The following is a 23,945-nucleotide window of genomic DNA, read 5'->3' as shown; positions in this document are numbered from 1 at the left end:
CATTATGAGATATGCGAAAAAACAGAACTCGTTAAAGCGCAAGTACATACCTGTTTATTTGAGTATATAAACGAGCGCCCAACCTTAGATGAGATTTATCAAAAAGGGGTCGGAGTTAATAAATTTGGGGGCAAATAAATGTACCTAAATTAATTAACTCCGACCCCTTTATTTTATTAACAATAATTACAAAAATCATTGACTAAATTTAAACAAACAATTACCTTGTGTATATTACATATAAAAATCACATGTATTTATCTTAAATGGAGCAAGTTAATTACAATAAGTGATATACAAATACTATTGAGGTAAAAATGACAACAGCAATCGATAGTTCAAGTGACAACATCAACAAACCACTTGCAACCAAAACACCAATTTTAGCAAAAGAATATATCTTGCCCTTTATTCTGGTAGCTGCACTCTTTCCTTTATGGGGATTCGCAAATGATGTGACTAACCCTTTAGTTAAAGCCTTTAAAGATATCTTTTTGATCAGCAATGCACAAAGCTCTATGGTGCAGTTTGCCTTTTATCTTGGTTATGGGATCATGGCTATTCCTGCAGCGATATTTATCCGTCGCTATTCATATAAAGCAGGTATCTTATTAGGTTTAGCCCTTTATGCTTTAGGTGCCTTACTGTTTTTACCAGCAAGTATGACAGCCCAGTTTAATTATTTTTTATTAGCACTTTGTGTGATCACCTGCGGTTTAGCACTGCTTGAAACAACAGCTAACCCTTATGTTTTATCTATGGGATCACCCGAAACCTCAACTCAAAGGTTAAATTTAGCCCAGGCCTTTAACCCTATCGGTTCATTAGGAGGTATGTTTGTCGCGTCTAATTTCATTTTAAGTGAACTTAAAGTTGAAGAATTTCGTGCAGCAGAGAAACTAGCTCACCCTGAATATAACGATATGCTACCAAGTGTTGTAGATGGTAAATTAACGCAAGCACTGAGTGATTTTTCCGTTGCGGATCCTGTTGCGCATCAAGCAATGCAAGCAGCCGATTTAGTAACTGTACGTGGCCCTTATATCGTAATCGCGGCTGTTGTCGCCGTACTTTTTATTATCTTTTTAGTTAGAAAACTACCAGATACCATTAGCCACGACGAACCATTAACGACTCGAGTATTAAAAAATACATTCAAACGTTTACTTTCGAATGCGCGCTATCGCGAAGGTGTGATTGCACAAGCTTTTTATGTAGGCGCTCAAATTATGTGTTGGACCTTTATTATCCATTACGGTATGACATCTGTAGGTTTAACTGCTGCTCAAGCACAAGAATATAATATGCTTGCTATGGGTATATTTTTAGCTAGCCGTTTTATCTGTACATTTATGTTAAGTAAAATTCGCCCAGGCCAATTATTACTGATATTAGCAGCAGGTGGCATACTATTAACACTAGGTACTATTTTCATAGGCGGAATGATTGGTTTATATTGTTTAGTAGCAACCTCAGCATGTATGTCATTAATGTTTCCTACTATCTATGGTGTCGCACTTAAAGATACAGGTAATGATGCAAGTTTAGCGTCTGCAGGTTTAGTTATGGCAATTGTTGGTGGTGCCTTAATGCCGCCACTTCAAGGTAGCATGATAGATGCCAGCTCAATAATTAGTAATATTCCAACAATACAAACATCATTTGTGTTACCTTTTGTTTGTTTTATTGTGATTGCAATTTACGGTTACCGCGCTCACTTTACTCATAAAGCATAAAAATAAAGCTTACCTTGCAACAAAAACGGAGTTGTTTCATTTCAACTCCGTTTTTTATTCCTATTATAAATAGATATAAACAAAATATTTACACACCTTTGCACTTTTTCCATTGCTTGTTTGTGTCTTTTATTTATAATAAACCAAAACATATGGAGTTTATTATGAGCAATTACAAAAAAATTCTTTCCACAATAAAGTGCCTTCATAAATTTATGCTTGTCGCTTTTACATTAACAAGTGCAATGCTAACAACAGCTTGTGCCAGTGAAGATTCAAAACCTAACTTTCTATTGATCATTACAGATGATCAATCTATAGATACAATTAATGCCTTAGGCAATAAAGACATTCAAACACCTAATATTGATAAGCTAGCTCATTCAGGAATGGCTTTTACTCACGTATTTAATCAGGGTTCATGGTCAGGAGCGGTTTGTGCGCCTAGTCGACAAATGATCAATACTGGCCGTAATCTTCACTTTACTGGTTTTTCTCCTAAATCAAATAAAACTACTTATCCACTGATGGGTGAAACATTTAAAAAAGCGGGATACGAAACTTTTATAACGGGTAAATGGCATGTAGGCTCAGATGCTTTAAAACGCTCATTTGATATTGGTCGAGCTGTTCACGAAGGTGGTATGGCACCGATCAGTAAAGGTGGACAATGGAAACCTTGGTTAACTGATTTCAGCGAGTCGATTAAGTGGAAAAAAGAGCAAAAAGAGCAGCACACCAGTGAAGCTTTTGCTGATGCGGCAATTAAATATCTAGATAATAAAGATAAAAGAAACCAAAACCCATTTTTAATGTATGTTGCTTTTACAGCACCACATGATCCTCGCCAATCTCCTCAGTCTTATGTTGATAAATATCCAGCTGAAAGCATGAAACTGCCACCGAATTTTGTGCCAATGCCAGAAATTGACGCTGGTGATTATAATATTCGCGATGAAGCACTGATGACATTTCCAAGAACTGAAGCTCAAACTAAAAAATTCATTGGTGAATATTACGCAATGATAGAGCATTTAGATCATCAAGTAGGCCGAATATTAGATAAGCTTGAGTCATCTAAATATGCAAAAAATACATATATTATTTTCACATCAGATCATGGCCTAGCTGTCGGAAAACACGGTTTAGCAGGTAAACAAAGTGTCTATGACCATTCAATCCGTGCACCCTTTATAATGATTGGTAAGGGTATTCCTGCCAATACGCAATCTAAAGGCATGTTTTACTTAAATAGTATTTTCGCCACTACAGCTGAACTTGCGGGTATTGAAGTACCAAGAAGTGTTCAAGCGCCAAGTATTATACCGCTTATTAACGGCGAGAAAAAAATAATGAACGAATACATATACGGTAGTTACCGTCACTTCCAAAGAATGGTACGAAGTGATCGCTATAAACTTGTTTATTACCCTATGCTAAAAAGAAATGTATTATTTGATTTAAAAAATGACCCTTGGGAAATGCATGATATTTCTCAAAAACCGGGTAGTGATAAAATCATTAGGCATCTAACAACTAAGCTTGAAGAACTAAAAGTTCAAGTAGGTGATCCACTTAAAAATGATGATCCAGAAAATAGCTACCAACCTTTCACTGGTAAAATCAGACCTGGATTTCAAAAAGATCATATTGGTATTAAACAAACAGTCTTTACAGAACACTAATCTTTCTTACTAGCAAGTTGTAATTCAAACTCGCTAAATACCACTTTTCTTACAAAACATTAATAATAGCCCTTTAACTAGGGCTAATACTTCCGCTTATTTAAATTTTATTGGATTTCACTATGACAGATATGCGCCAACACGCTCTAGATTATCACGCAAACCCTACTCCGGGTAAAATTGCAGTCTCAATTACAACACCGGCAGAAACAAGCCTTGACCTATCACTTGCTTATAGCCCAGGTGTAGCAGAGCCAGTAAGAGAAATTGCTAAAAACCCTTCAGATGTATACAAATATACCAACAAAGGTAATACCGTCGCTGTGATCACCAATGGCACTGCCATTTTAGGTTTAGGTAATTTAGGCAATATGGCATCTAAACCTGTAATGGAAGGTAAAGCGTTATTATTTAAACGTTTTGCAAATATCGATTCATTTGATATACAAGTCGATCACAACACAGCTGAAGAATTTATTGACACAGTAGCTAATATTGCCAATAGTTTTGGCGGCATAAACCTAGAAGATATTAAAGCACCTGAATGTTTTGAGATAGAAAAGGCACTGATAGAGCGTTGCGATATACCGGTATTTCATGATGATCAACACGGTACAGCCATTGTTACAGCAGCAGGTATGATCAATGCGATCGAAATTCAAAATAAAGATATAAAACAAGCCATTTTTGTATGTTTAGGAGCTGGCTCTGCCGCGATTGCATGCATGACCTTGCTAATAAAGTGCGGCGTGCAACGTGAAAACATTTATATGCTAGATACTAAAGGTGTTATTCATACAAAGCGCCAAGATTTAAGTGAATACAAACAGTTATTTGCTAACAATACTGATAAACGCACACTTGCTGATGTAATTGAAGATGCAGATGTATTTATTGGCGTATCTGGCCCAAACCTTTTAACGCCTAAATTATTAAGAAAAATGGCACCTAACCCCATAGTTTTTGCTTGCTCCAATCCAGATCCAGAAATAAAACCAGAACTTGCATTACAAACCAGAGATGACCTGATCATGGCAACGGGTCGTTCAGATCACCCAAATCAAGTCAATAATGTGCTTTGCTTTCCATTTATATTTAGAGGCGCATTAGATGTAAGAGCAAGTTGTATCAATGATGAAATGAAAATTGCAGCGGTATATGCAATTAGTGAATTAGCTAAAGAACCTGTCCCTGATGAAGTGCTCGAAGCATCCGGTGAAAAAAGCCTTACTTTTGGAAAAAGCTATATTATACCTAAACCTATGGATCCTAGGTTATGTGCACGCGTTTCTTCTGCAGTATCAAATGCAGCGGTCAACTCAGGTGTCGATAATATGCATTGGTAATATCTTCATTCAAAGAGCCATAATTTGGCTCTTCATACTAAATATTTATACTAATTGTATTATTATAAATAGTGTAAATTATCTATAATAATCACCTATTAAAACTTGCATTATTCCACCTTAACCACGCTTAAACCTGCAATTAATAGCTAATTATACCCAATAACATAAAGTTTTAATTATATAGTTAAAATATAACGCTCATACTTAAAATGTTTTATATATAAAAAAACAAAAATACACTTTCATAAAAAACAATAAAAGTGTACATTATAGTGAAAGAACACTAATTAGTTTTATACTAAATAATGAACGTCACTTATGGCGTGAACTGGAAGATAAATTATGATGAAATCGATCGTCTGCCAACAACCTGGTGAGTTAAATCTTTTAACAACAAAAAAACCACAACCTAAACCGGGCGAAGTATTATTAAAAATCCGAGCAATTGGTGTATGTGGAACCGACATTCATGCATATGGCGGTAACCAGCCATTCTTTACTTATCCTCGCGTACTGGGTCATGAATTATCAGGTGAGATTGAAGCTGTTGGCGAAGGTGTCGATTTACCTATTGGAAAACCAGCTTACGTTATCCCTTATTTAGAATGTGGTAAATGTGTTGCTTGTCGCGCAGGTAAAACAAATTGCTGTACTGATATCGAAGTAATAGGTGTACACCGTGATGGCGGTATGTGTGAATATTTATGTTTACCGGCTACCCATGTTGTGATCACTGAAGGCGTCGGTTTTGATGAATTAGCTGTTGTTGAATGTTTAGCAATTGGTGCTCATGCAGTTCGTCGTGGTGAAGTATCTGAAAAAGATACCGTAATGGTATTAGGTGCAGGTCCGATAGGATTAGGAGCAGCGCAATTTGCTAAAGTGGCTGGTGCTAAAACTTTTATTGCTGATGTAAATGCTGATCGCTTAGGCTTTGCAAAACGTGAATTAAACCTAGATGCAACAGTTGATTGTACAGGTGATGTAAAAGCACAATTAGCGTCACTTACTAGCGGTGATTTCCCTACTGTGATCATAGACTGTACGGGTAATCCAGGTGCGATGCAATCTACCTTTGGTTGGTTAGCACATGGCGGTACTTTAGTATTTGTAAGTGTCGTTAAAGCAGATATTTGTTTTAATGATCCCGAATTTCATAAGCGCGAAACTACATTAAAAGGCAGTCGTAATGCCACTAAAGAAGACTTTGAACATGTTGTCGCTTGTTTAAGTAATGGGAGTGCCAAATCTACGTGTATGGTCACTCACAAAACGCAGTTCGATAACTTCCCTGAGGTTTTCCCAGAGTGGGTTAAACCAGAAACAGGCGTTGTTAAAGCTGTTATCGAAATTAACGAGTAGGCCGCAACATGCGTATTGATTCACATCATCACATGTGGGCGTTTGATCCAGTCGAATACGACTGGATTGATAACTCTATGGGTGTTTTAAAACAAGATTATCTTTTAAAAGAGCTGGAACAAACCCTAAGTAAAAATGGTTTTGAAGGCAGTATTGCGGTGCAAGCAAGGCAGTCTATTGAAGAAACTTTATGGTTATCAGAGATTGCAGAGTCGACAGATGTTATAAAAGGCGTTGTTGGTTGGATCGATATCAGAAGTGACTCACTTTCAGATGTGCTTAATCAACTGAAAAATCATCAAAAAATTGTTGGATTTAGACATGTGATACAAGGGGAAACAGATCCTACTTTTATGAGAAACCCTGACTTTATTCGAGGGTTAAAGATACTTGCTGAACATAATTACAGTTATGATTTACTGATTTTTGCACATCAATTACCTGCGGCTGCCAAAATGTTAGCCCAAGTTCCCAATCTAAACGTGGTCATTGACCATATTGCAAAACCAAAAATTAAAACCAAAGCAGAATTTGAACAATGGCAAATGGGCATGGCTGAGCTTGCCAAAAACCCAAATTGTTATTGCAAACTTTCAGGCATGGTCACAGAAGCAGACTGGGATAATTGGACTCAAAATGATTTTAAATCATATCTAGATACTGTATTTCAACTATTTGGCAGTGAAAGGCTGATGTTTGGCTCAGACTGGCCTGTTTGTTTAGTTGCCGGGGAATATGAAGCAATCAAAAACATTGTCTTAGCATATATCCAGGACCGTCATCCTAATTCTATTGATAATATTTTTGGTAATAACGCCAGTCGCTTTTATCAGATATAACTAGTTTAAGAGAACCCGTATTATGAGCTCACAAGCAAGTTTCAGAACATATATTCAGGTACATAACAGCGATAATGTTGTGGTTGCATTACAAGATCTGACAAAAGGCACATCAATCACAGTTAAGGATCTTAATTTTGTTTTAACACAAGATATTGGACGAGGGCATAAAATTGCACTTGAGGCATTTAGTAAAGGCCAAGAAATCATAAAATATGGCTACTCTATTGGCTATACAACATCTGATATTCAAGCGGGTGAATGGGTGCATACGCATAATTTAAAAACTTTACTGAGTGATGAAGATACTTTTTCGTATAACCCCAATGCATCACATCACATCAAAAAGAATAGCGATATGCCTACTTTCATGGGTTATCCAAGAACCAATGGCTTGGTAGGTATACGTAATGAATTATGGATCATCAACAGCGTTGGTTGTGTAAATCATTTAGCTAAATCACTGGTTAGCCAATGTAAATCTCTTTATCAAGACCGCGCAGATGATTTTCTTGCAGTCACACACCCATTTGGCTGCTCTCAATTGGGAGATGATTTAGCACAAACCAAACAATTACTAGCTTCGTTAGCGTCTAATCCCAATGCAGGTGCTGTGTTATTTTTAGGCTTAGGTTGTGAAAACAATCAATTATCAGCATTAGTTAAAGACTTGCCAGACTCTTTGTCGGATCGCATTGCTTACTTTAACGCGCAAGAAGTAGATGATGAAGAAGCGCAAGGCATGAAATATATTGAGCAACTGCTTACAAAAATGGATCAAGATAAACGAGTTCCCTGCCCTGTATCTAAACTGACTGTCGGCATGAAATGCGGTGGTTCAGATGGTTTAAGTGGTCTCACTGCAAACCCTTTATTGGGTCGTATAACAGAAAAAATGGTAAATTATGGTGCAACCGTTATTTTAACAGAAACACCTGAAATGTTTGGTGCCGAACAAGTATTAATGAACAACGCAGCCAATGAAAATGTGTATCAAGATATCGTAGATTTAGTAGATGACTTTAAAAGCTATTTTGTTAAAAACAATCAACCTGTTTACGAAAATCCCTCACCAGGTAATAAAGCCGGCGGTTTAACAACCCTTGAAGATAAATCTCTAGGCGCAATTCAAAAAGGTGGCAATGCACCTGTACAAGCAGTAATAAAATATGGTCAAAAAGCAGTAGCCAAAAATGGCATCACTTTACTTCAAGGGCCCGGAAATGATGCGGTTTCTTCAACAGCTTTAGCTGCCAGTGGTGCCAATATGGTGTTATTTACTACAGGTCGAGGCACACCGCTTGGCGTACCTGTCCCAACTTTAAAAATTGCATCAAATAGTAATTTAGCAAATCGTAAAAAGCACTGGATTGACTATGATGCGGGTGAATTATTACGTTTAGATAAAACCCAAGATGAGTGCACAGAAGAGTTTTTTCAACTTCTATTAGATGTTGCATCCGGTAAGTCAACTAAGAATGAAATTAACCAGTTTAAAGAAATTTCAATTTGGAAAGGCGGCGTCACACTTTAAAAGGTGCGCTGAAATAAATTATGAATCTAACAAATAAAACCCTTAATCTTGTTGGTAACAATCAAAGTATTGCAGTGCCAAATTACGATAGAGACAATACAAAAATTGGTATTGTTCACTTAGGACCTGGTGCTTTTCATCGTGCACATCAAGCAGCTTATACTGAAAATGCAATGAACTTAACGGGTGGTAACTGGGGTATTTGTGGTGTATCGCTTCGCAGCCCAACAGCCAGAAACGTATTAGCAAAACAAGATAACTTATATACTTTGGCAATTCTTGATAAAGCAATCAATTATCAAGTAATTGGCGCTGTAAAAGAAGTATTAGTTGCCAGTGAGCAATCAGATCTGGTTTTACAAAGAATGAGCGCACCTGATACCAAAATAGTCTCTTTAACAATCACAGAAAAAGGGTATTGTTTAGGATCAGATGGTAACCTAGATTTTGAACATAAAGACATTAAACACGACCTAAGCAACCCACATATGCCAGTGAGTGCGATTGGTTTTATTGTTGAAGCTTTATGTAATAGAAAAGCGAATAATATAACAGCATTTAATGTACTCAGTTGTGACAATGTTTCAGGTAATGGTGATAAGTTACGCAGTGCCGTACTTGATTATGCTCATACACTTAGCCCAGAATTAAAGATTTGGATAGAAAACCAAGTTAGCTTTCCAAATTCTATGGTAGATAGCATTACACCAAAAACCGAAGCCTATACCGTAGAGTCTGTATCTAAAGCCATAGGTGCCCAAGATGAATGGCCAATTCAAAGGGAACAATTCACCCAATGGGTGATAGAAGATACCTTTAAAGGCCCTCGTCCTGATTGGCACAAAGTAGGTGTTGTATTTACCAACGATGTAGACGGCTTTGAAAAAGCAAAACTGCGTTTATTAAACTGTTTGCATTCAACTCTTGCTTACGCAGGTTCTCTTGCCGGTTTTGAAACTGTTTATGATGTAACAAGTGATAAGGCTTTTTACAAATTTATTTGTGACTTAGCCAATGAAGAAGTCATTGGCTCTTTTGATGCACCAAAAGAGCTCGACGTGCAAAGCTATAGTAAAGAGATCATCGAACGATTCTTAAATCCAGAGATCCGCCATTTATTAGCGCAGATTGCTTGGGATGGCTCGCAAAAATTACAAATGCGTTTATTACCTATAATTCAAGACAATTTAAAGTTAAATAGAAGTATAGATAAACTCTGTTTTTCACTTGCTTGTTGGATGCAATTTATCCGAGCAGCATTAATTGAAAAACGTGACATAGTTGATCCACTTGCTGAGGAATTCGCCAGCACCAAAGGCATTACATCATCTAAACCTCTTGATGTTATTAATGCCTTTTTTGGAATCGAGTCTATTTTTGGTAAAGACTTTATCAACAATGACAAAGTGATAGCGAACCTAGATAAACATTTATCAGCGCTGTTATCTGGCTGCACGGTTTTAGATCAACTAAAACAATTGGATAGATTATGAATCAAATCACTTTAATGGGTGAGTGCATGGTTGAGTTTGGCTCATCCACACAACCTAAGCTTTACAAACAAGGCTTTGCGGGTGATGTGTTTAATACGGCTATTTATATTAAAAGGTGTATGGGAGATAACTCAGCAGTACATTTTTTATCAGCGATTGGCCAAGATAGTTTAAGTGATGAAATGCTACAGTTAATGTATGAAGAGTCACTTGATACACATTTAGTATACCGCTCAAGCACTGCGCAAATGGGCTTATATCTAATAAACGTAGACGATGAAGGTGAACGTAGCTTTACATATTGGCGTGATACATCAGCGGCTAAACAAACTATAAAATTATTAGCTGATGATGGTGGTTATGCCCGTATATCAAGTTCTAATATGTTCTTTTTATCCGGTATCTCAATCGCTATATTATCACAAGCTGATCGTGTTCTTTTATGGCATTATTTAGCTGAACTTAAAGCCAATGGCACCTTGATTATTTTTGACCCAAATTACCGGCCAGCACTGTGGTCGTCTGTTGAAGAAACAAAACAAGCCTATAATTTAGCATTTGAGCTTGCTGATATTGCCCTACCCGGAGTTGATGATCACATGGTTTTATATGGTGCAAAAACAAGCTCTGATGTCGCTAACTTTTTAAATCAATACGATATCAAAGAATATGTGATAAAAAATGGTTCACAAGGCATGCATACATCTTTTAATGGTATTAAAACCCAAGTGGCAGTTGACCCAGTTCAAAACGTGGTTGATACAACCTCTGCTGGGGACGCATTTAATGGCGGCTACCTCAGTGCCAGAATGATGGGTAGAACTGTAGTTGAATCAGCGGAGTTTGGCGCTAAATTATCAGCCTGTGTGATTGGCCATAAAGGTGCCATAGTTGATAAAGATTCACTTAACGCGCATTTAAAGTGCTACCCAATTTAACATTTACCTAAATAGAGAAAAAGATGAAAACAACACGTTACTGTTTAGCTGTAGATCTAAAAGATGATCCTGAACTGATTGAACAATATAAAGAATATCACAAACCAGGTAATGGATTACCTGAAGTTTCTAAAGGCATTAGAGATGCAGGTATTGTTGAAATGGAAATCTACTTAATCGTAAATCGTTTATTTATGATCATGGAAGTAGACGATACCTTTGATGCAGATAAAAAAGCCATATCAGACGCTAACGACCCACAAATTCAAAAGTGGGAAACTTTAATGTGGCAATTTCAACAAGCCTTACCTTGGGCAAAAGAAGGTGAGAAATGGCTGCCTACAGAGCAAATTTTTAAACTGACAGATCAACCTTAACAACCACATACAATTTAAGAATTAACAAAGCAAAACTAATAAACCTCAAAAAAGAGGTCGAGTTAATTTATTTAGGGACAAAGGTTGTACCCGAATTAATTAACTCCGACCCCTTTATTTCCTTTATTTAAGTATTACACCATTACAATTTTACTGTATTTGGTATTCCTGAATAAATGGGTGGAATTATTGGTGGTGTAAGAACAATAGCTTGATGATAAGTTTGACCTGGTGCGACACGTCTTAACATGGCTTTTTACCTTAGGGCCTGATGCACTTTGTTGTTCAACTACCATATCACTAGCCATGCTTTCGATTTTTATTTCTTTGACTTCTGTAATTTAAATTTTTTCTATCTGCTGATTATCCGTTTGTGCTTTGGAAGTTTCTTGTTCTTCATTATTTTTTGTTTGCGGGCTACAGGCACTCATCAAAGATAGTGTAATAATCGATAGCAAAATTGATTTTGTTAAAGCAATGTTCATAGTCATAACCTTTAAAATTTAATTGTGTTTTTGCTATAAACTTTAGCTTTTTAAAAAGGGGTTTAATAATTTTATATTTTTTAAGAGAATTGAGTTTAAACTAAATTTTATGAGGAATTGTATGAAGATTTAAATGTTTACGATTCCCGAAATGTTTTATCGGGAATGTTTTTAATTTAATTAACTTGAGGTTTGAATAAGAGTTTTATAACCACTTGAAGAAAAAGGGTTACTGTTTGTTTCACTATCCCATGACGTAATTTTAGTAGATATCAAGGCCTTTTAACTAACCAATAGCGGGCTATTGGCAGTTAGAACAACGCTAATAGGCTTTAAAATAGCGTTATTGGCTAATTTGATTATCGCAGCTCAGGTTAATTTCTTGTAATGCTATTCTAAACCATGTGCAGAACGTAATAACGTTTTTTTAGCTGTACTTAAGTGAACTTCCATTGCACTGATCACCCCAGAGGTATTATGGGCGAGTAATTGAGTGATAATTTCAACATGCTCTTGTAACGCAACTTTATTTCGATCAAGTTCATCACTTTTATCCCACTGATAATGGTAATGACAAATTAAAGAAACCACATCAAAGAATTGCATAAAGAAACGATTACTGGATGCGCGTTGCACTATATAGTGAAATTTACGATCTAATTCACTTAGCTCAGTATATCTATTATCAACATCAGCTAATACTTCGATATGTTTATCTAATAATACAGAAAGCTCTTTCCATACAGGATCATCTGTTGGCGTTGCTAAAAGTTTGGTAATTGAGCTCATTTCTAAAATACGTCTAAACTCAACTAACTCGAGAGCAAATTTTTCTGTAAATTCAACCATTTGCCATTTAGCTCTGGGTTTCTTTTCGATTAGGCCAAATCGAGAAAATTTAATTAAAAACTCTCTTACAGTGATGGTATTACAACCCGATGATTTAGCTAATTCTAATTCTGAAAACTTATCACCAGGTAGCAATTTACCGTGATTAATTAAATCTAAAAAATACTCTTCAATAATTTCTTCTTTAGATGCAACACTATTACTGGTATCAAAATAATCCGTTTCAGTAGGTTTTCTATTTACCGTTTTTTTAGAACCATCAATTACGATAATGCCTAAATTTTCTAGTTCTGATAATGCTGTACGGATCGTGGTTCTACTAACATTCAATTTTTTTGCAAGCGTATTATCTTTTAATACAACAGGAGAGCTTGCATCAAAGTCAGATAAACTTTCTAAAATTCCGTTTACGGTTTCTTGGATCAAGTGACTGTGAACATTCACGATAATAGTTCCTTTTAAAACAACAATATCGAATAGTATACTTGTTGTTTATTAATAGTAATAGCCTAAAAAAGCATATACTCAGCTATAAATTGTATTTATTACCTTTTAGACATATAAACGATAGCTTTTAATAATTATTGACCTTATCTTAGCACCTTTAATTTCATTTCTAATTTCAAAATACTACAAATCTAACAATTAAATATAATAAACACTTTTATCTTTTTAGATAATAATAAGTGAATTCTTCATAAACCTAAATAAAACACAACAAAACTAACATCAACACATACTTAACAAATATTCACACTATTTTTACAAAACTATTGACCCTAGCATAAAAAACAAATAAAGTGTTTATGAACTATAAAAAACATTAACGAAAAGGATTTTTGTTATTCCATAAATGCGTTTCAAATTATTTGTGAGACATAATAATGAAAAATTTCAAATTAAGTTTAATTGCTAGTTGTACTTTAGCTGCAAGCGTTACAAGCCTACCAACCTTAGCTTCAAGTTCAGTAAACCATCATATTTTTGTAGATCCGATCAACGGACTAGATACAAGAGCATTAAAACGAAATGGCTCAATATCTCAGCCATTTAAAACAATAAAATTTGCATTAAACTATGGTGAAAAAGAATTTAACAGTGGTGTTGCACTCGACAATCGTGAAGCTTATACAGTCAAATTACGTGGCGGTACTTATAATGAAGTGCTCACTAGAAGTGGCTTAAAAGGAACACAAGATCGCCCTATCACTATAGAAGCATACGATAATGAACAAGTTACATTTGATGGCACAATAGATATCTCAAACTCTTGGGTGTCTGAAGGCGGTAATATATACAGTAAGTATATTGGCGAAGACATTTGGCAGTTATTTATTAAAGAAGGTGAAAATTGGCAAGAAAAAATGAATGCTCGTTGGCCAAATGCCCGCTTCGGTGACAAAAAAGGAGATGTCGCATCTGTTTATAGCCGTGATAGTTGGGCTCATGCAAATACCAGTGGTAATGACTTTGGCTTAATGATGGATGACTCACTTACTGATGATAAAACTATAAATACAGTAGATTTAAGTGATGCTGTTGTTGTGGCTAATGTAGGCAGTTTTGATACTTGGACCCGAAAAATTTCATCACATACACCTGGCAGTAATAACTTCACATACGGTAAAACACCACGAATTTGGAAAAACCAAAAACACTTTTATTACTTTGTTGAAGGTAAAAAAGCACTATTAGATAATGATGATGAATGGTTTTTTGATACTAAAACAAAAACTGCTTACTTATATTCTTCTAGTGGTACGCCCACTCAAACTATCAGAGCAAAAAAGCAGCCTTATGGTATCAAAGTGGGAGGCTGGGAGCATGTAACAGTTAAAAATGTAGATTTTTTTGGTGAAACTTTACGTTGTGGTAATTGTGAAAACTTTACTTTAGAAGACGCTAACTTTAAATTTGGTGGTTCTTCACGTCGTGCACTTGGCGAAGTAGGTCAAAAGTCTGAAATACTTTTTGTAAGCTCTAATAATCGTGATTTATCTCACAAAAGTAACAATACCTTACGAAACATCACTATGAGAAATGTTGATGGCCAAGGGTTTTTAATGCGTGGCAATTCAACACTAGTAGAAAACTCCTCTTTTGAATATTTTGACTGGGCTGCGTCTGAAAGTTATGCGCCAAGTTCTTCATTAGTCTTAGATGGTAATTTCTCAGCCTTCAGGTACAACACAGTATCCAATGCAGGTAGTTCAGAAACGTTGGCAACTTCAGGTGCTTCTCCTGGCGGCCATGGTAAATATACGGGTCCTTTAGGAGGCCGTTTTACCGCAGAATACAATGATATTTCCAATTCTGGTTTTGCACAAAGTGATGGCGCTATGATCCAAGTACGTATCGCAGCACAAAATGGCACAATAGTGCGTTATAACTGGTTACATGATTCAGTTAAATATGGTGTACGTTTCGATGCCCCTATTCCTGCAAAGTTTTATGGTAGCGATGCGATTGCGCATCATAATGTTGTTTGGAATGCTAATGGTATTATGGTCAAAGGTGAAAATCAGCGTGTGTATCACAACACGGTATTTGATACTTTAGAAAACAAACGTACCGACCTAATTATTTTAGATGACGCCGATGTTGGCGGTATTTTAGGGGGCGCAAATAGAGGCAGTATCGTAACGAATAATGCAGCCGATTTAATTTCAAGCCAAAGAGCCTCTAATGAACCTATGCTGTCGTGGGTTGATTACGGTCATAACTTTAATGGCGTAAATGAAGGTAACTCACTTAAAAGTCAATTTAAAGATGTGACAAATAGAGACTTTAGACCAAATCAATCATCACCTTTAAAGCACGGTGATGTGATAAACGATAGTTATTTAACAAGTTTACAAGGTGGTACTTTGGGTTATACCGGTAGTTATAGAGCAGATCAAAACAGTTACTGGATCCCTGGTAGACGTGATACAAAAACAACACACCCGATCCCTGCAATGCGAAGTGAAGATGTATCGATTGATTCAGACTTAATATGGCGTCCAGCCTATCAAGCAACATCTTATAAAGTATATACAGGTACATCTGAAAATAACCTATCACTTGTTAGCGTATTAACTCAAAACATGTTTGATCCAGGTAATCTAAAACCAAACAAACAATACTTTTGGCGAGTAGATGCTGTAATGCCTTCTGGTGATATTGTAAAAGGAGATGTATGGCAATTTAGTACACCATTTAAATGATATCTCAGTGATAGGTTATGCTTTGTAAAATATGAATTAACAACTACTGACAAAACAAAGGAACCTAAGTGTTCCTTTTAATTAAGTCTTAAAACGATTAAAACACACGCTAACTTTGTTTCGCTCAAAGTATTCTGCTCATCGTTGGGATGCAACAGCCACATATCTCAGCATTTTTAGCCTTTATAAATCTTAAATAACTATATTATTGATATATAAAATAAAAGTGAATATCTTTTCAATTGTATATATTCACCTTGATTTCGAGAATCACAAAAAATAATGACCTACTTTTTTCTATCCTTTAAATCACTGTGAGTTCATTTTTAAGTAAGACTGAGAACTAATTATTTTTCATTACTTATTATCCAAATTCATATTTTATCCTTATTTTTCAGTTATCTTCCCTTTCAATATAAAGGTAATAAGTAAGCAATTATGAGTACTTTTACAAAATTTTTATTGGGTCCTTTACTAAGCTATTAAGAGTGGCGGCTCCCGACGTAGCAGTAAAGTATGCTAAAAAGAAGTTATTTACACCTATCATCTGTAAATCTAAATGGCCGAGCCATGTTGTAATAGCAACATCACTTTTGCTTCAATTTTTTCTGCGCTATAAGCATTTAAATATTCTGCGCCACTTAATAAGCTGAGTATATCTAGCATAGTCACCATATTAAAAAGAGAGATTGGCACACTAGAAGCTGCGACTACCACCATAAAAACAGCAACATTTCTGTTTACCTCTTTAAATAAATCAAACAAAATAAAAGGCAATATTAAAAAAAGACATAACAAATAACACCTGCAGCTACACCTGTACGAAACAAAAGTTCATTACCTGTTATATTGCTAATTGTTGCTGCTGCATCGTTAAAAGCAATCAATTGTTTTGGCACATACATTAAGTTAAAAATTCCAGTTAATACTACAAATAAATATACTAAACCTGCTGCTCTGGCTGTGGTTTACTTTGTCATGCTTTCACCTGTTAATTAAACTCCATTTCATTTTATATTTAGGAGTTAATAATAACTTTCTATAGCAGCCACCATGCCAAACATATAGTATCTTGATTTAATTAACTAAATTTGGTTTTTATTGATTTTAAAAGATAAGTATCCCATTCATGGGAAAACGTAATTCTGATTTTTCCCATGAATGAAACAATTTGAATTCTTGGTATAAATAAATTAGGCTAAGAGATATTTAACCTAATGAAATTTAAAATATTTATTAAATGGTTAAATACATTGCAGCTCTCGATAAGCTTGTAAAATCCTACTTATCATTGAAGTTTCGGCTGCGTGTATCCACTGCCTTGGATCATAATATTTTTTATTTGGTTTATCGGCACCTTCAGGGTTTCCTATTTGGCTATCTAAACAGCCAATATGTGACGCCTTATATTGATTGACCCCCTGCCAGTAAGCCCATTGAGTATCTGTATCTATATTCATTTTTACTACGCCATAGCTGATAGCTTCACTAATTTCTTCAGCTGAAGAGCCTGAACCACCATGAAATACAAAGTTCAAACTGTTATTTTTTAGCTTATATTTTGTCGATATAAATTCTTGAGAGTGTTTTAATATTTTAGGTGTTAAATGCACATTTCCAGGTTGATACACACCATGAACATTGCCAAATGATGCTGCAATCGTAAAGCCATCACTGATTGCTGTTAATGCCTCATAAGCAAATGCCACATCTTCTGGTTGTGTATATAAAGCACTGTTGTCTAAATGTGTATTATCAACGCCATCTTCTTCACCACCTGTACATCCTAATTCTATTTCTAAAGACATATCAATTAATGTCATACGTTTTAGATAATTAGCGCATGTCTTAATATTTTCTACTATGGGTTCTTCCGATAAATCTATCATATGCGAGCTAAATAATGGTTTACCTGTTTGCTTGTAAAATTGCTCACCTTCAGCTAATAACCCATCAATCCACGGTAGTAATTTTCGACTCGCATGATCTGTATGTAAAATAACATGCACGTCATAAGCTTTAGCTACTTGGTGCACGTATTTTGCACCTGTAATGGCACCTAAAATAGATGCATCTATTCTAGGTAAACCCGAGTTTTCACCTAAAAAAAATGCAGCCCCACCTTGAGAAAACTGAATAATAATCGGCATCTGTGCTGTTTTCGCTGCTGCCAAAGCGCTATTTAATGTTGAGCTACTACTCACATTAACAGCAGGAAATGCACAGTTGTTTTCTTTTGCAATCGCGTATATCTGGTTAAGATCACTACCAGTAACAACGCCTTTATCAATTGCATTAAATAAGTCGATTTTAGACATAGCATTCTGCCTTACTGAAATTGTGTTCATAAGTTACTAATTTTAGAATATAAAATGATGACAATACTGATTAAATGATTAGGTTAAATGGTAAATTAATTACCATGTTTAATAGTATTAGTTGTAAATTTACTTAAATTATTAAAAATTCAGGTATTTTGAAATTAAACCACTGTTCTGCATTGCTTGCCAAAATGCTTTAGGAACGTGCGCTTCAACTAAAGAAACATTGCCTTTGACACGCTTCGGTGAGCTTGAGTTTAATGCCACCGACTCAATGCCTTCAAATAAGAATGAAAACTGTACACATGCTTCAGCCGGTTTTATTTTAAATTCAGTACATAACTCATGAAACTTATCACGCCAAATAAACTCATCTGGATTTGAGTCTCTAGAAATTGTTTTATAATCTAAATTATCACTGCCAATTAAAAACCCTGCATTAAACACAGCTGAATTAATCACTTTAACGCCTTGGTTATTTAATTTTTTTAATAAGTTTATTGTTGATGGTTCATGGGTAAAAGGTGTTATTGAGCACGCAAACATCGCCCAATCTAATTGTATATGATCACTAATAAAATCTATCACACTCACTTCTTTAGCGCCTACACCAACAGATTCAACTTTGCCGGCATCACGTAATTCGAGTAATGCTTTGTACGCATCTAAAATATCTTGTTGTCGCTTTTCTAGCTCTTTTTGATCTTTGGCTGCTGCTAAGTATTCATCAGGATCATGTAATGACACTATTTTAGCTTCATAATCACCTAATAATTCATTACCTTGATGATAACACTCTAAGATCCCTTGATATGAGATATCTTGCACAGCATCATGTTTTAAATTAACCCAAGCACCCGGCTCAAAAGTAGGTTCATCTGATGTTAACGGCACCCGTTTCCAGCCTAACTTATTGCTGATTTTTACATTTTTGGGTGCAATATCTAATGCTTTTAACCCTAGCGCTAAAGATTCAAGTGCTAAACCTGCACCATATTTACCTGCACTATCAAATAAAGGCATTTGTGGGGTATTTTCTACTGCAGTTTTAACAAGTTCATTTTTTGTAGCAATATCCAGTTCTACAAATAAATTTCCTAAACTACTGGTACCAAATACGATTTTTGGAAAATTTATCAACTTAGTCATCATTATTTACTCTTTAAAACCAAGTAACAGTTTATGTATCTACTGTTACTAAGCTAATTAATGCACTTAAATTTTATTGTGTTCATATTATGTTTATTTTATATAACAATCAATTAAAATTGACTTTTACATATAAAAAACAAAAAGTAAGCTTCTACACTTTTCTTACTAGCTGCTGATTCAAGCGCATTAACATATAGTCTTGTTGTTTCTTCCAGTTAAGCGATAATGCAACATCTGCCATTGATAGCATTACTTGATTTACAAATTTACCGTAAGTTTGATGTGTTTCATCAAAATCAGTTGCACAAAATACCAAGCGTATTGTGTCTACCAATTTATCCCCTTGCCAATTACAGGTTATTTCACCTAGTTCATTATGAGGGTTATATCCAAGTGAAATAATATCGCCATTAATTATAGTATTTTCTTTTTCGTCATAACGTACTATTGGGGACATGCCATCAGCTATCATAGCACTATGATTAAGTTTGTATTTTTGTGCAGATTTACTAAATGCATGGGCTATCTCTCTATAAAGCTCATCAAATGGTTGCTCGCTATTATAATCAATATCAGTCCCTTTAAGTAACCTTCGTGTCATTGGTACACTCACCACAGCGTAAGTTATGGCTGTATGCTCTCCTGAAACAAGATAGTCTTGCTGTAAGTATCGTGCAGATATTTCACGAAAACTATGTGTCATCGTTTCTTTATAACCTTTATCTCGAGCAAAAATATCATAAGTTAAATGTTGATGATCGCGCATTTTTAGTTCGCCTTTTTCAAGACCAATACATTGAGATATTTTATTGACAGCATCAAATACTTTTTGATGAAATTTAGCTGCACCTTCACGCAAGTTATCACCTGTAGCCAAAAATAAAAACTTAACCTTGTTAGAGCGTACAGACCCATCAAAGTAACCTTTAAACGTACTATTATGCCCTGGACTATAAAAGAAATAGGATTGCTTTTGTGTATGTATCACTTGTTGTTCATCACTGTTACGTACACGCACTAATCTATTGTTAGCTATAAAGTTAGCATGTTCAATATTGCAGTCTTCTACAACATCAAATGCCAATTTAGCCAGTTTTTGATAAAAATGTTGGTAGGGTTTTTCTTGAGTATTGTCGACTACAACCCCCATTAAATCGATAAGTTTGTCAGTCAAAGGCATTTCAGCAATGATATAGTGATTGTCTCTGGCATTTTTAGGAACATAGACTTTATCTGAAGCACGGTGTCTACGCAGTATTGAGTTTGCTCTTGTCATAATATTTCCTCTTATATAACCAAAATGTGTGTTTTAGACGAGTTTAAATTTACTGATATGACCCTCTAATGAAGCACCATCAGATGTTAGAACATGAGTTGCATCTAAAGAGTTTTTAGCATGTCCTGCCAGAACCACAGAATCATCAGTGATCCCATGTAACCTTTGATTAATTTCTTCAGAAACGACAGTTTGTTCTTGGGCTGAATCAGCTATTTTACTTGCCATATTATTAATTGTGTCTAATTGAGTTTTTAGTACTGCAAATGCTTTTGAGTTTTCAAGTACACTTTGAATTGCTTTATCACCATTGCTTTGTAGTTGGCTCATATTTTTGCTGGCATTATTAGCGCCTAGAACCAGTGACTCAATTTGCTTTTGGATCTCTAATGTTGATTGTTTTGTTTTAACAGCTAAGTTTCTTACTTCATCTGCCACAACAGCAAATCCACGACCAGCCTCTCCAGCTCTTGCAGCCTCTATTGCTGCATTGAGTGCTAATAAGTTAATTTGTTCAGAAACTGTTTGGATCACACTTACAATGGCATTTATTTCATTAGCCTCATCATTTAACTGCTTAATCAGCTCAGTATTTTCACCTAGTTGAAAGTTCAGCTTATACATAATATCTGTACTGTTAGTTGCATCAATTTCACTATCGATCGACACTTTATGCGCTTTTTCGACTACTTCCTTTGTTGATTGTGCAGAGCCTGATACTTCTTGAATACTTGTGGTCATTTGGTTTACAGCAACTGAGATACTATCTGTAATATCTCTTTGCCTTTGAGACAAATCCATAGATTCAATCATATAACCTGATACTTTAGAGCTGGTTAAATTCATGGTATTTACATCTTTTTTCACGCCCGATAAAGCCAGGTTAAAACTTTTAATTAATTGATTAAATGCAAGCGTCGCTTCTGATAATTCATCTTTACCAAAATGACTTGCACGTAAACCCATATCTTTATTTTGTTCTAACTGAGTAAGTAAACTCACTAAAGTTTTTAATGGATGTGTGATACTTTTCATGATCAAAAGTGATATTGACCCTATTAATATCAATAAAAAAATTAAAATAAATAAGGTGTCTTTTACTTCTGTTTTAGCATTTTCGAGATATGCATTTGTTTTGTTATCAATTTCATTTAATACAAAACGGATCAGCTCATCATAATTATTATTAACTGATTGAGATAAGTTATCCCAATAGCTACGATTGATCGACAATGGTTTATTAATTAGCTTTCTTACATCTTTGCGTAGTTTTTTATAATGCTCAATAATCGTTTTATATTCAGGGTTATTTATAAATAACGTTTGGTGTTTTAATTTTGAGTCATAGCTTGCGAATAATAAAAATCCATCGATATTAGCTTGCTCTAAAGCATCAAATTTAGATATTTTACCCAATAAATTTGGGTATAAACTGGCTATTATGCCTCTATCTATGGCTTCAGCCATTAGCACTGAGTTGTATTTAGCTTTTGTTAAATGTAAATAAGCGTTTGTCATTTTACTTAACTGCTCATCTTTAGCTGCAATTAAGTTAATTTCACTCGTTGTAGCCATGAGTGCCCATATTAATTTTTCTATTTCTCTAGAGGCGAATAAAATTCCTCCAGTTAAGTTTTTACGTGTTGTTGATTTTCTTAACCTTTGTGAAATAAGACTTCTTACATATGTATGCTGTTTTAAACGCTTTTCTACTATGTCTATATTTTTTAATACTTGAGTAAATTGATCTAGTTTATTTCTGTTGTGTTCAACAAAGTTTTGATAATCCTTTATTGCTTTATCTACATATTGACGCTGTTTTAACAACGCAGGTTTTTCGTCTAAACCAATTGGATTATCTATTTTATCAGGACCTAAATATTTTCCTGAAAACAAGTGTTCACCTTCAAGCGCTGAGATCAAAGGTGCCGTTTTATTAATATACTCAGTTAATAACCCCAATTTTTCCATTGAATGTAATTGCGATAATGAGTCTTGATATTTCGAAAAGGATAAGTAAAAAATCGCCAATAATGGCAGTAAAACCAAAATAATGATCCGCGACTTAATTGTTATATTATTTAATATTTTCAAAATACAAACCCGATAATTAATGCTTAAAGTGATTGTTGTGCAAGATAAAAGGCATCAATCACAGTATCCTTAGATACAACCTTACCATGTCTTTTATATACAAGAAACACAAAATGCATTTAATTATAAAAAGTCGTTAGGCTTCATTTGAAAATTGAGCTCAAGGATTAATAGTGATTAAGTTTTGAAATATTTTGATTTGAATGTTTAAAAGCACTTACAAGGTAACATATGTTTAAATTACTTAAGCGCTGGCAAGGAAATTGAGGATTGAATTAATTAATGTATAGACGGGTATAAAACAGACTTAGTGTAAATAACATTAGAGCTTAATTTTTTTCCTTGTTTTAAATTAAACAAAGTTTCAAGGGCTTTTTCACCCATTTCAAATGGACTTTGACCTAAATTTCCAGAAGAAAGGCCACGTTTTAAAAGAAATATCTGTTCTTTAGATGCATCAATAGATACGATATTAATTGTTTGGTTTTTAATATTGTGTTTATATTTTTCAAATGCGTTTGTATATTTATCAATATTAATTTGTGCCCAGCTCCCCATATAAACTAACGTTTTGCTTTGTACATCACTGTTAAAATCTTCTATAAAACTGAAACCTTGTTTTATTGCTGATTCAGGGTTTTCTAGACTATATAAAGGGCATCTCGCATTTTCTTTAAGTAAATTTGAATGCCTAATTGCCTTTTTAAACCCTTTGATCCTTTCGTTTAAGTTATCTGTGACTTTATAGCCACTTACAATACAATATTCATGATTAATTTTTACTATATCCAGCAGGTATTTACCTAAATTATAACCAAGCTGATAATTATCACTACCAACATAGGCAGCTCTTAATCCATCAACTTTGGCATGCGTGTCTTTAGCAAAATCAGCATCAACGGTCACAACCGGAATGTTGTTTTCTTTAAAGTATTTTAAAGAATCAATATGAAATTTTGAATGGATCACAGATAAGGCCAAGCCGTCAACTTTTTGTGTTTGAAGTGCTTTTATAGCGTTTTTTTGAAGAAAAGGATTACTGGCAGACATTTCAATAAAATGGCAATTAACATTTAGCTCTGTAGCTTTACTGATACATCCTTGTTTCATTTTTTTAAAAAATGGGATCTCAATACTCTTAGTTACAAAGTAAAAATCTTGAGCTATTGAACAGTTAGAATGCAGAAAAAGAGAAACAATAATGCTTAATATGCTTTTCATATACTTCCTTATATTTCTAAAAAGTGTT

The 23,945-nt window shown here is 34.8% G+C and carries 17 protein-coding genes and 1 pseudogene; 10 read left to right on the top strand and 8 right to left on the bottom strand.

All coding sequences use genetic code 11. From position 1 onward, the window contains the following. Nucleotides 1-317: 317 nt before the first annotated feature. From fucP to PSA_RS20920, 9 genes are all read left to right on the top strand, one after another. Complete coding sequence (fucP, locus tag PSA_RS20960) at nucleotides 318-1,736, top strand: L-fucose:H+ symporter permease (protein WP_082305857.1); 1,419 nt, start codon at nucleotides 318-320, stop codon at nucleotides 1,734-1,736. A 164-nt stretch (nucleotides 1,737-1,900) separates the two neighbouring features. Further along, nucleotides 1,901-3,421 carry a sulfatase-like hydrolase/transferase gene (locus tag PSA_RS20955; RefSeq protein ID WP_042143614.1) on the top strand — a complete coding sequence of 507 codons (1,521 nt, stop codon included), beginning with the start codon at nucleotides 1,901-1,903 and terminating at the stop codon, nucleotides 3,419-3,421. A gap of 122 nt (nucleotides 3,422-3,543) precedes the next feature. Beyond that, nucleotides 3,544-4,767, top strand: a complete 1,224-nt coding sequence (locus PSA_RS20950) for a malic enzyme-like NAD(P)-binding protein (protein ID WP_042143616.1) — start codon at nucleotides 3,544-3,546, stop codon at nucleotides 4,765-4,767. Nucleotides 4,768-5,112: 345 nt separating this feature from the next. Continuing rightward, the gene (locus PSA_RS20945; RefSeq protein ID WP_231665464.1) at nucleotides 5,113-6,132 is read left to right on the top strand and encodes a zinc-binding alcohol dehydrogenase family protein; all 1,020 of its coding nucleotides are present in this window, start codon (nucleotides 5,113-5,115) and stop codon (nucleotides 6,130-6,132) included. 8 nt (nucleotides 6,133-6,140) lie between these two features. Then, entirely contained in the window at nucleotides 6,141-6,971 is an 831-nt protein-coding gene (locus PSA_RS20940) for an amidohydrolase (RefSeq protein WP_042143617.1), read from the top strand. A 22-nt stretch (nucleotides 6,972-6,993) separates the two neighbouring features. Next, entirely contained in the window at nucleotides 6,994-8,505 is a 1,512-nt protein-coding gene (locus tag PSA_RS20935) for a UxaA family hydrolase (protein ID WP_042143619.1), read from the top strand. 20 nt (nucleotides 8,506-8,525) lie between these two features. After that, nucleotides 8,526-9,998: a mannitol dehydrogenase family protein gene (locus PSA_RS20930; protein ID WP_052379864.1), complete on the top strand. Its 1,473-nt coding sequence runs from the start codon at nucleotides 8,526-8,528 to the stop codon at nucleotides 9,996-9,998. Beyond that, nucleotides 9,995-10,936, top strand: coding sequence for a sugar kinase (locus tag PSA_RS20925; RefSeq protein ID WP_042143621.1), 942 nt, complete (start codon nucleotides 9,995-9,997; stop codon nucleotides 10,934-10,936). The genes PSA_RS20930 and PSA_RS20925 overlap by 4 nt, the downstream gene beginning before the upstream one ends. A 23-nt stretch (nucleotides 10,937-10,959) precedes the next feature. Further along, entirely contained in the window at nucleotides 10,960-11,313 is a 354-nt protein-coding gene (locus tag PSA_RS20920) for an L-rhamnose mutarotase (RefSeq protein WP_042143624.1), read from the top strand. Between the two features lie 341 nt (nucleotides 11,314-11,654). On the opposite strand, the gene PSA_RS25485 is transcribed toward PSA_RS20920, so the two are convergent. Both PSA_RS25485 and PSA_RS20915 read right to left on the bottom strand, forming a co-directional pair. Continuing rightward, entirely contained in the window at nucleotides 11,655-11,798 is a 144-nt protein-coding gene (locus PSA_RS25485) for a hypothetical protein (RefSeq protein ID WP_157575809.1), read from the bottom strand. 390 nt (nucleotides 11,799-12,188) lie between these two features. Continuing rightward, on the bottom strand, nucleotides 12,189-13,091 hold the full coding sequence (locus tag PSA_RS20915) for a GntR family transcriptional regulator (protein ID WP_082305856.1): 903 nt from the start codon (nucleotides 13,089-13,091) through the stop codon (nucleotides 12,189-12,191). Nucleotides 13,092-13,531: 440 nt separating this feature from the next. Here PSA_RS20915 and PSA_RS20910 point away from each other — a divergent pair, with 440 nt between their 5' ends. Next, a complete protein-coding gene (locus tag PSA_RS20910; RefSeq protein ID WP_042143626.1) occupies nucleotides 13,532-15,853 on the top strand; it encodes a hypothetical protein in 2,322 nt (773 codons plus the stop codon). A gap of 555 nt (nucleotides 15,854-16,408) precedes the next feature. Here PSA_RS20910 and PSA_RS26610 read toward each other — a convergent pair. From PSA_RS26610 to PSA_RS20880, 6 genes and pseudogenes are all read right to left on the bottom strand, one after another. Then, a pseudogene (locus PSA_RS26610) lies at nucleotides 16,409-16,758 on the bottom strand (DUF4386 family protein). Between the two features lie 339 nt (nucleotides 16,759-17,097). Further along, on the bottom strand, nucleotides 17,098-18,171 hold the full coding sequence (gene fbaA / locus PSA_RS20900; protein ID WP_042143629.1) for a class II fructose-bisphosphate aldolase: 1,074 nt from the start codon (nucleotides 18,169-18,171) through the stop codon (nucleotides 17,098-17,100). Nucleotides 18,172-18,312: 141 nt separating this feature from the next. Next, complete coding sequence (locus PSA_RS20895; protein WP_231665462.1) at nucleotides 18,313-19,326, bottom strand: aldo/keto reductase; 1,014 nt, start codon at nucleotides 19,324-19,326, stop codon at nucleotides 18,313-18,315. 151 nt (nucleotides 19,327-19,477) lie between these two features. Beyond that, the gene (locus PSA_RS20890) at nucleotides 19,478-20,602 is read right to left on the bottom strand and encodes a DUF3083 family protein (RefSeq protein ID WP_042143631.1); all 1,125 of its coding nucleotides are present in this window, start codon (nucleotides 20,600-20,602) and stop codon (nucleotides 19,478-19,480) included. A gap of 33 nt (nucleotides 20,603-20,635) precedes the next feature. Beyond that, nucleotides 20,636-22,696 carry a methyl-accepting chemotaxis protein gene (locus tag PSA_RS20885; RefSeq protein ID WP_127924073.1) on the bottom strand — a complete coding sequence of 687 codons (2,061 nt, stop codon included), beginning with the start codon at nucleotides 22,694-22,696 and terminating at the stop codon, nucleotides 20,636-20,638. Between the two features lie 279 nt (nucleotides 22,697-22,975). Continuing rightward, nucleotides 22,976-23,917 carry a substrate-binding domain-containing protein gene (locus tag PSA_RS20880; protein ID WP_042143635.1) on the bottom strand — a complete coding sequence of 314 codons (942 nt, stop codon included), beginning with the start codon at nucleotides 23,915-23,917 and terminating at the stop codon, nucleotides 22,976-22,978. Nucleotides 23,918-23,945 lie beyond the last annotated feature (28 nt).

This window comes from Pseudoalteromonas sp. '520P1 No. 423' (assembly GCF_001269985.1).
Lineage (GTDB): Bacteria > Pseudomonadota > Gammaproteobacteria > Enterobacterales > Alteromonadaceae > Pseudoalteromonas.
The sequence above is the reverse complement of the archived record's forward strand: the minus strand, read 5'-3'. Positions and strand labels throughout refer to the sequence as shown.

Excerpts from the sequence above, each read along its gene's own strand:
- PSA_RS20940 (WP_042143617.1), top strand. The coding sequence starts at position 6,141 with ATGCGTATTGATTCACATCATCACATGTGGGCGTTTGATCCAGTCGAA.
- PSA_RS25485 (WP_157575809.1), bottom strand. The coding sequence starts at position 11,798 with ATGAACATTGCTTTAACAAAATCAATTTTGCTATCGATTATTACACTA.
- PSA_RS20880 (WP_042143635.1), bottom strand. The coding sequence starts at position 23,917 with ATGAAAAGCATATTAAGCATTATTGTTTCTCTTTTTCTGCATTCTAAC.
- PSA_RS20935 (WP_042143619.1), top strand. The coding sequence starts at position 6,994 with ATGAGCTCACAAGCAAGTTTCAGAACATATATTCAGGTACATAACAGC.
- PSA_RS20950 (WP_042143616.1), top strand. The coding sequence starts at position 3,544 with ATGACAGATATGCGCCAACACGCTCTAGATTATCACGCAAACCCTACT.
- PSA_RS20955 (WP_042143614.1), top strand. The coding sequence starts at position 1,901 with ATGAGCAATTACAAAAAAATTCTTTCCACAATAAAGTGCCTTCATAAA.
- fbaA (WP_042143629.1), bottom strand. The coding sequence starts at position 18,171 with ATGTCTAAAATCGACTTATTTAATGCAATTGATAAAGGCGTTGTTACT.
- fucP (WP_082305857.1), top strand. The coding sequence starts at position 318 with ATGACAACAGCAATCGATAGTTCAAGTGACAACATCAACAAACCACTT.
- PSA_RS20925 (WP_042143621.1), top strand. The coding sequence starts at position 9,995 with ATGAATCAAATCACTTTAATGGGTGAGTGCATGGTTGAGTTTGGCTCA.
- PSA_RS20945 (WP_231665464.1), top strand. The coding sequence starts at position 5,113 with ATGATGAAATCGATCGTCTGCCAACAACCTGGTGAGTTAAATCTTTTA.
- PSA_RS20890 (WP_042143631.1), bottom strand. The coding sequence starts at position 20,602 with ATGACAAGAGCAAACTCAATACTGCGTAGACACCGTGCTTCAGATAAA.
- PSA_RS20895 (WP_231665462.1), bottom strand. The coding sequence starts at position 19,326 with ATGATGACTAAGTTGATAAATTTTCCAAAAATCGTATTTGGTACCAGT.
- PSA_RS20920 (WP_042143624.1), top strand. The coding sequence starts at position 10,960 with ATGAAAACAACACGTTACTGTTTAGCTGTAGATCTAAAAGATGATCCT.
- PSA_RS20910 (WP_042143626.1), top strand. The coding sequence starts at position 13,532 with ATGAAAAATTTCAAATTAAGTTTAATTGCTAGTTGTACTTTAGCTGCA.
- PSA_RS20930 (WP_052379864.1), top strand. The coding sequence starts at position 8,526 with ATGAATCTAACAAATAAAACCCTTAATCTTGTTGGTAACAATCAAAGT.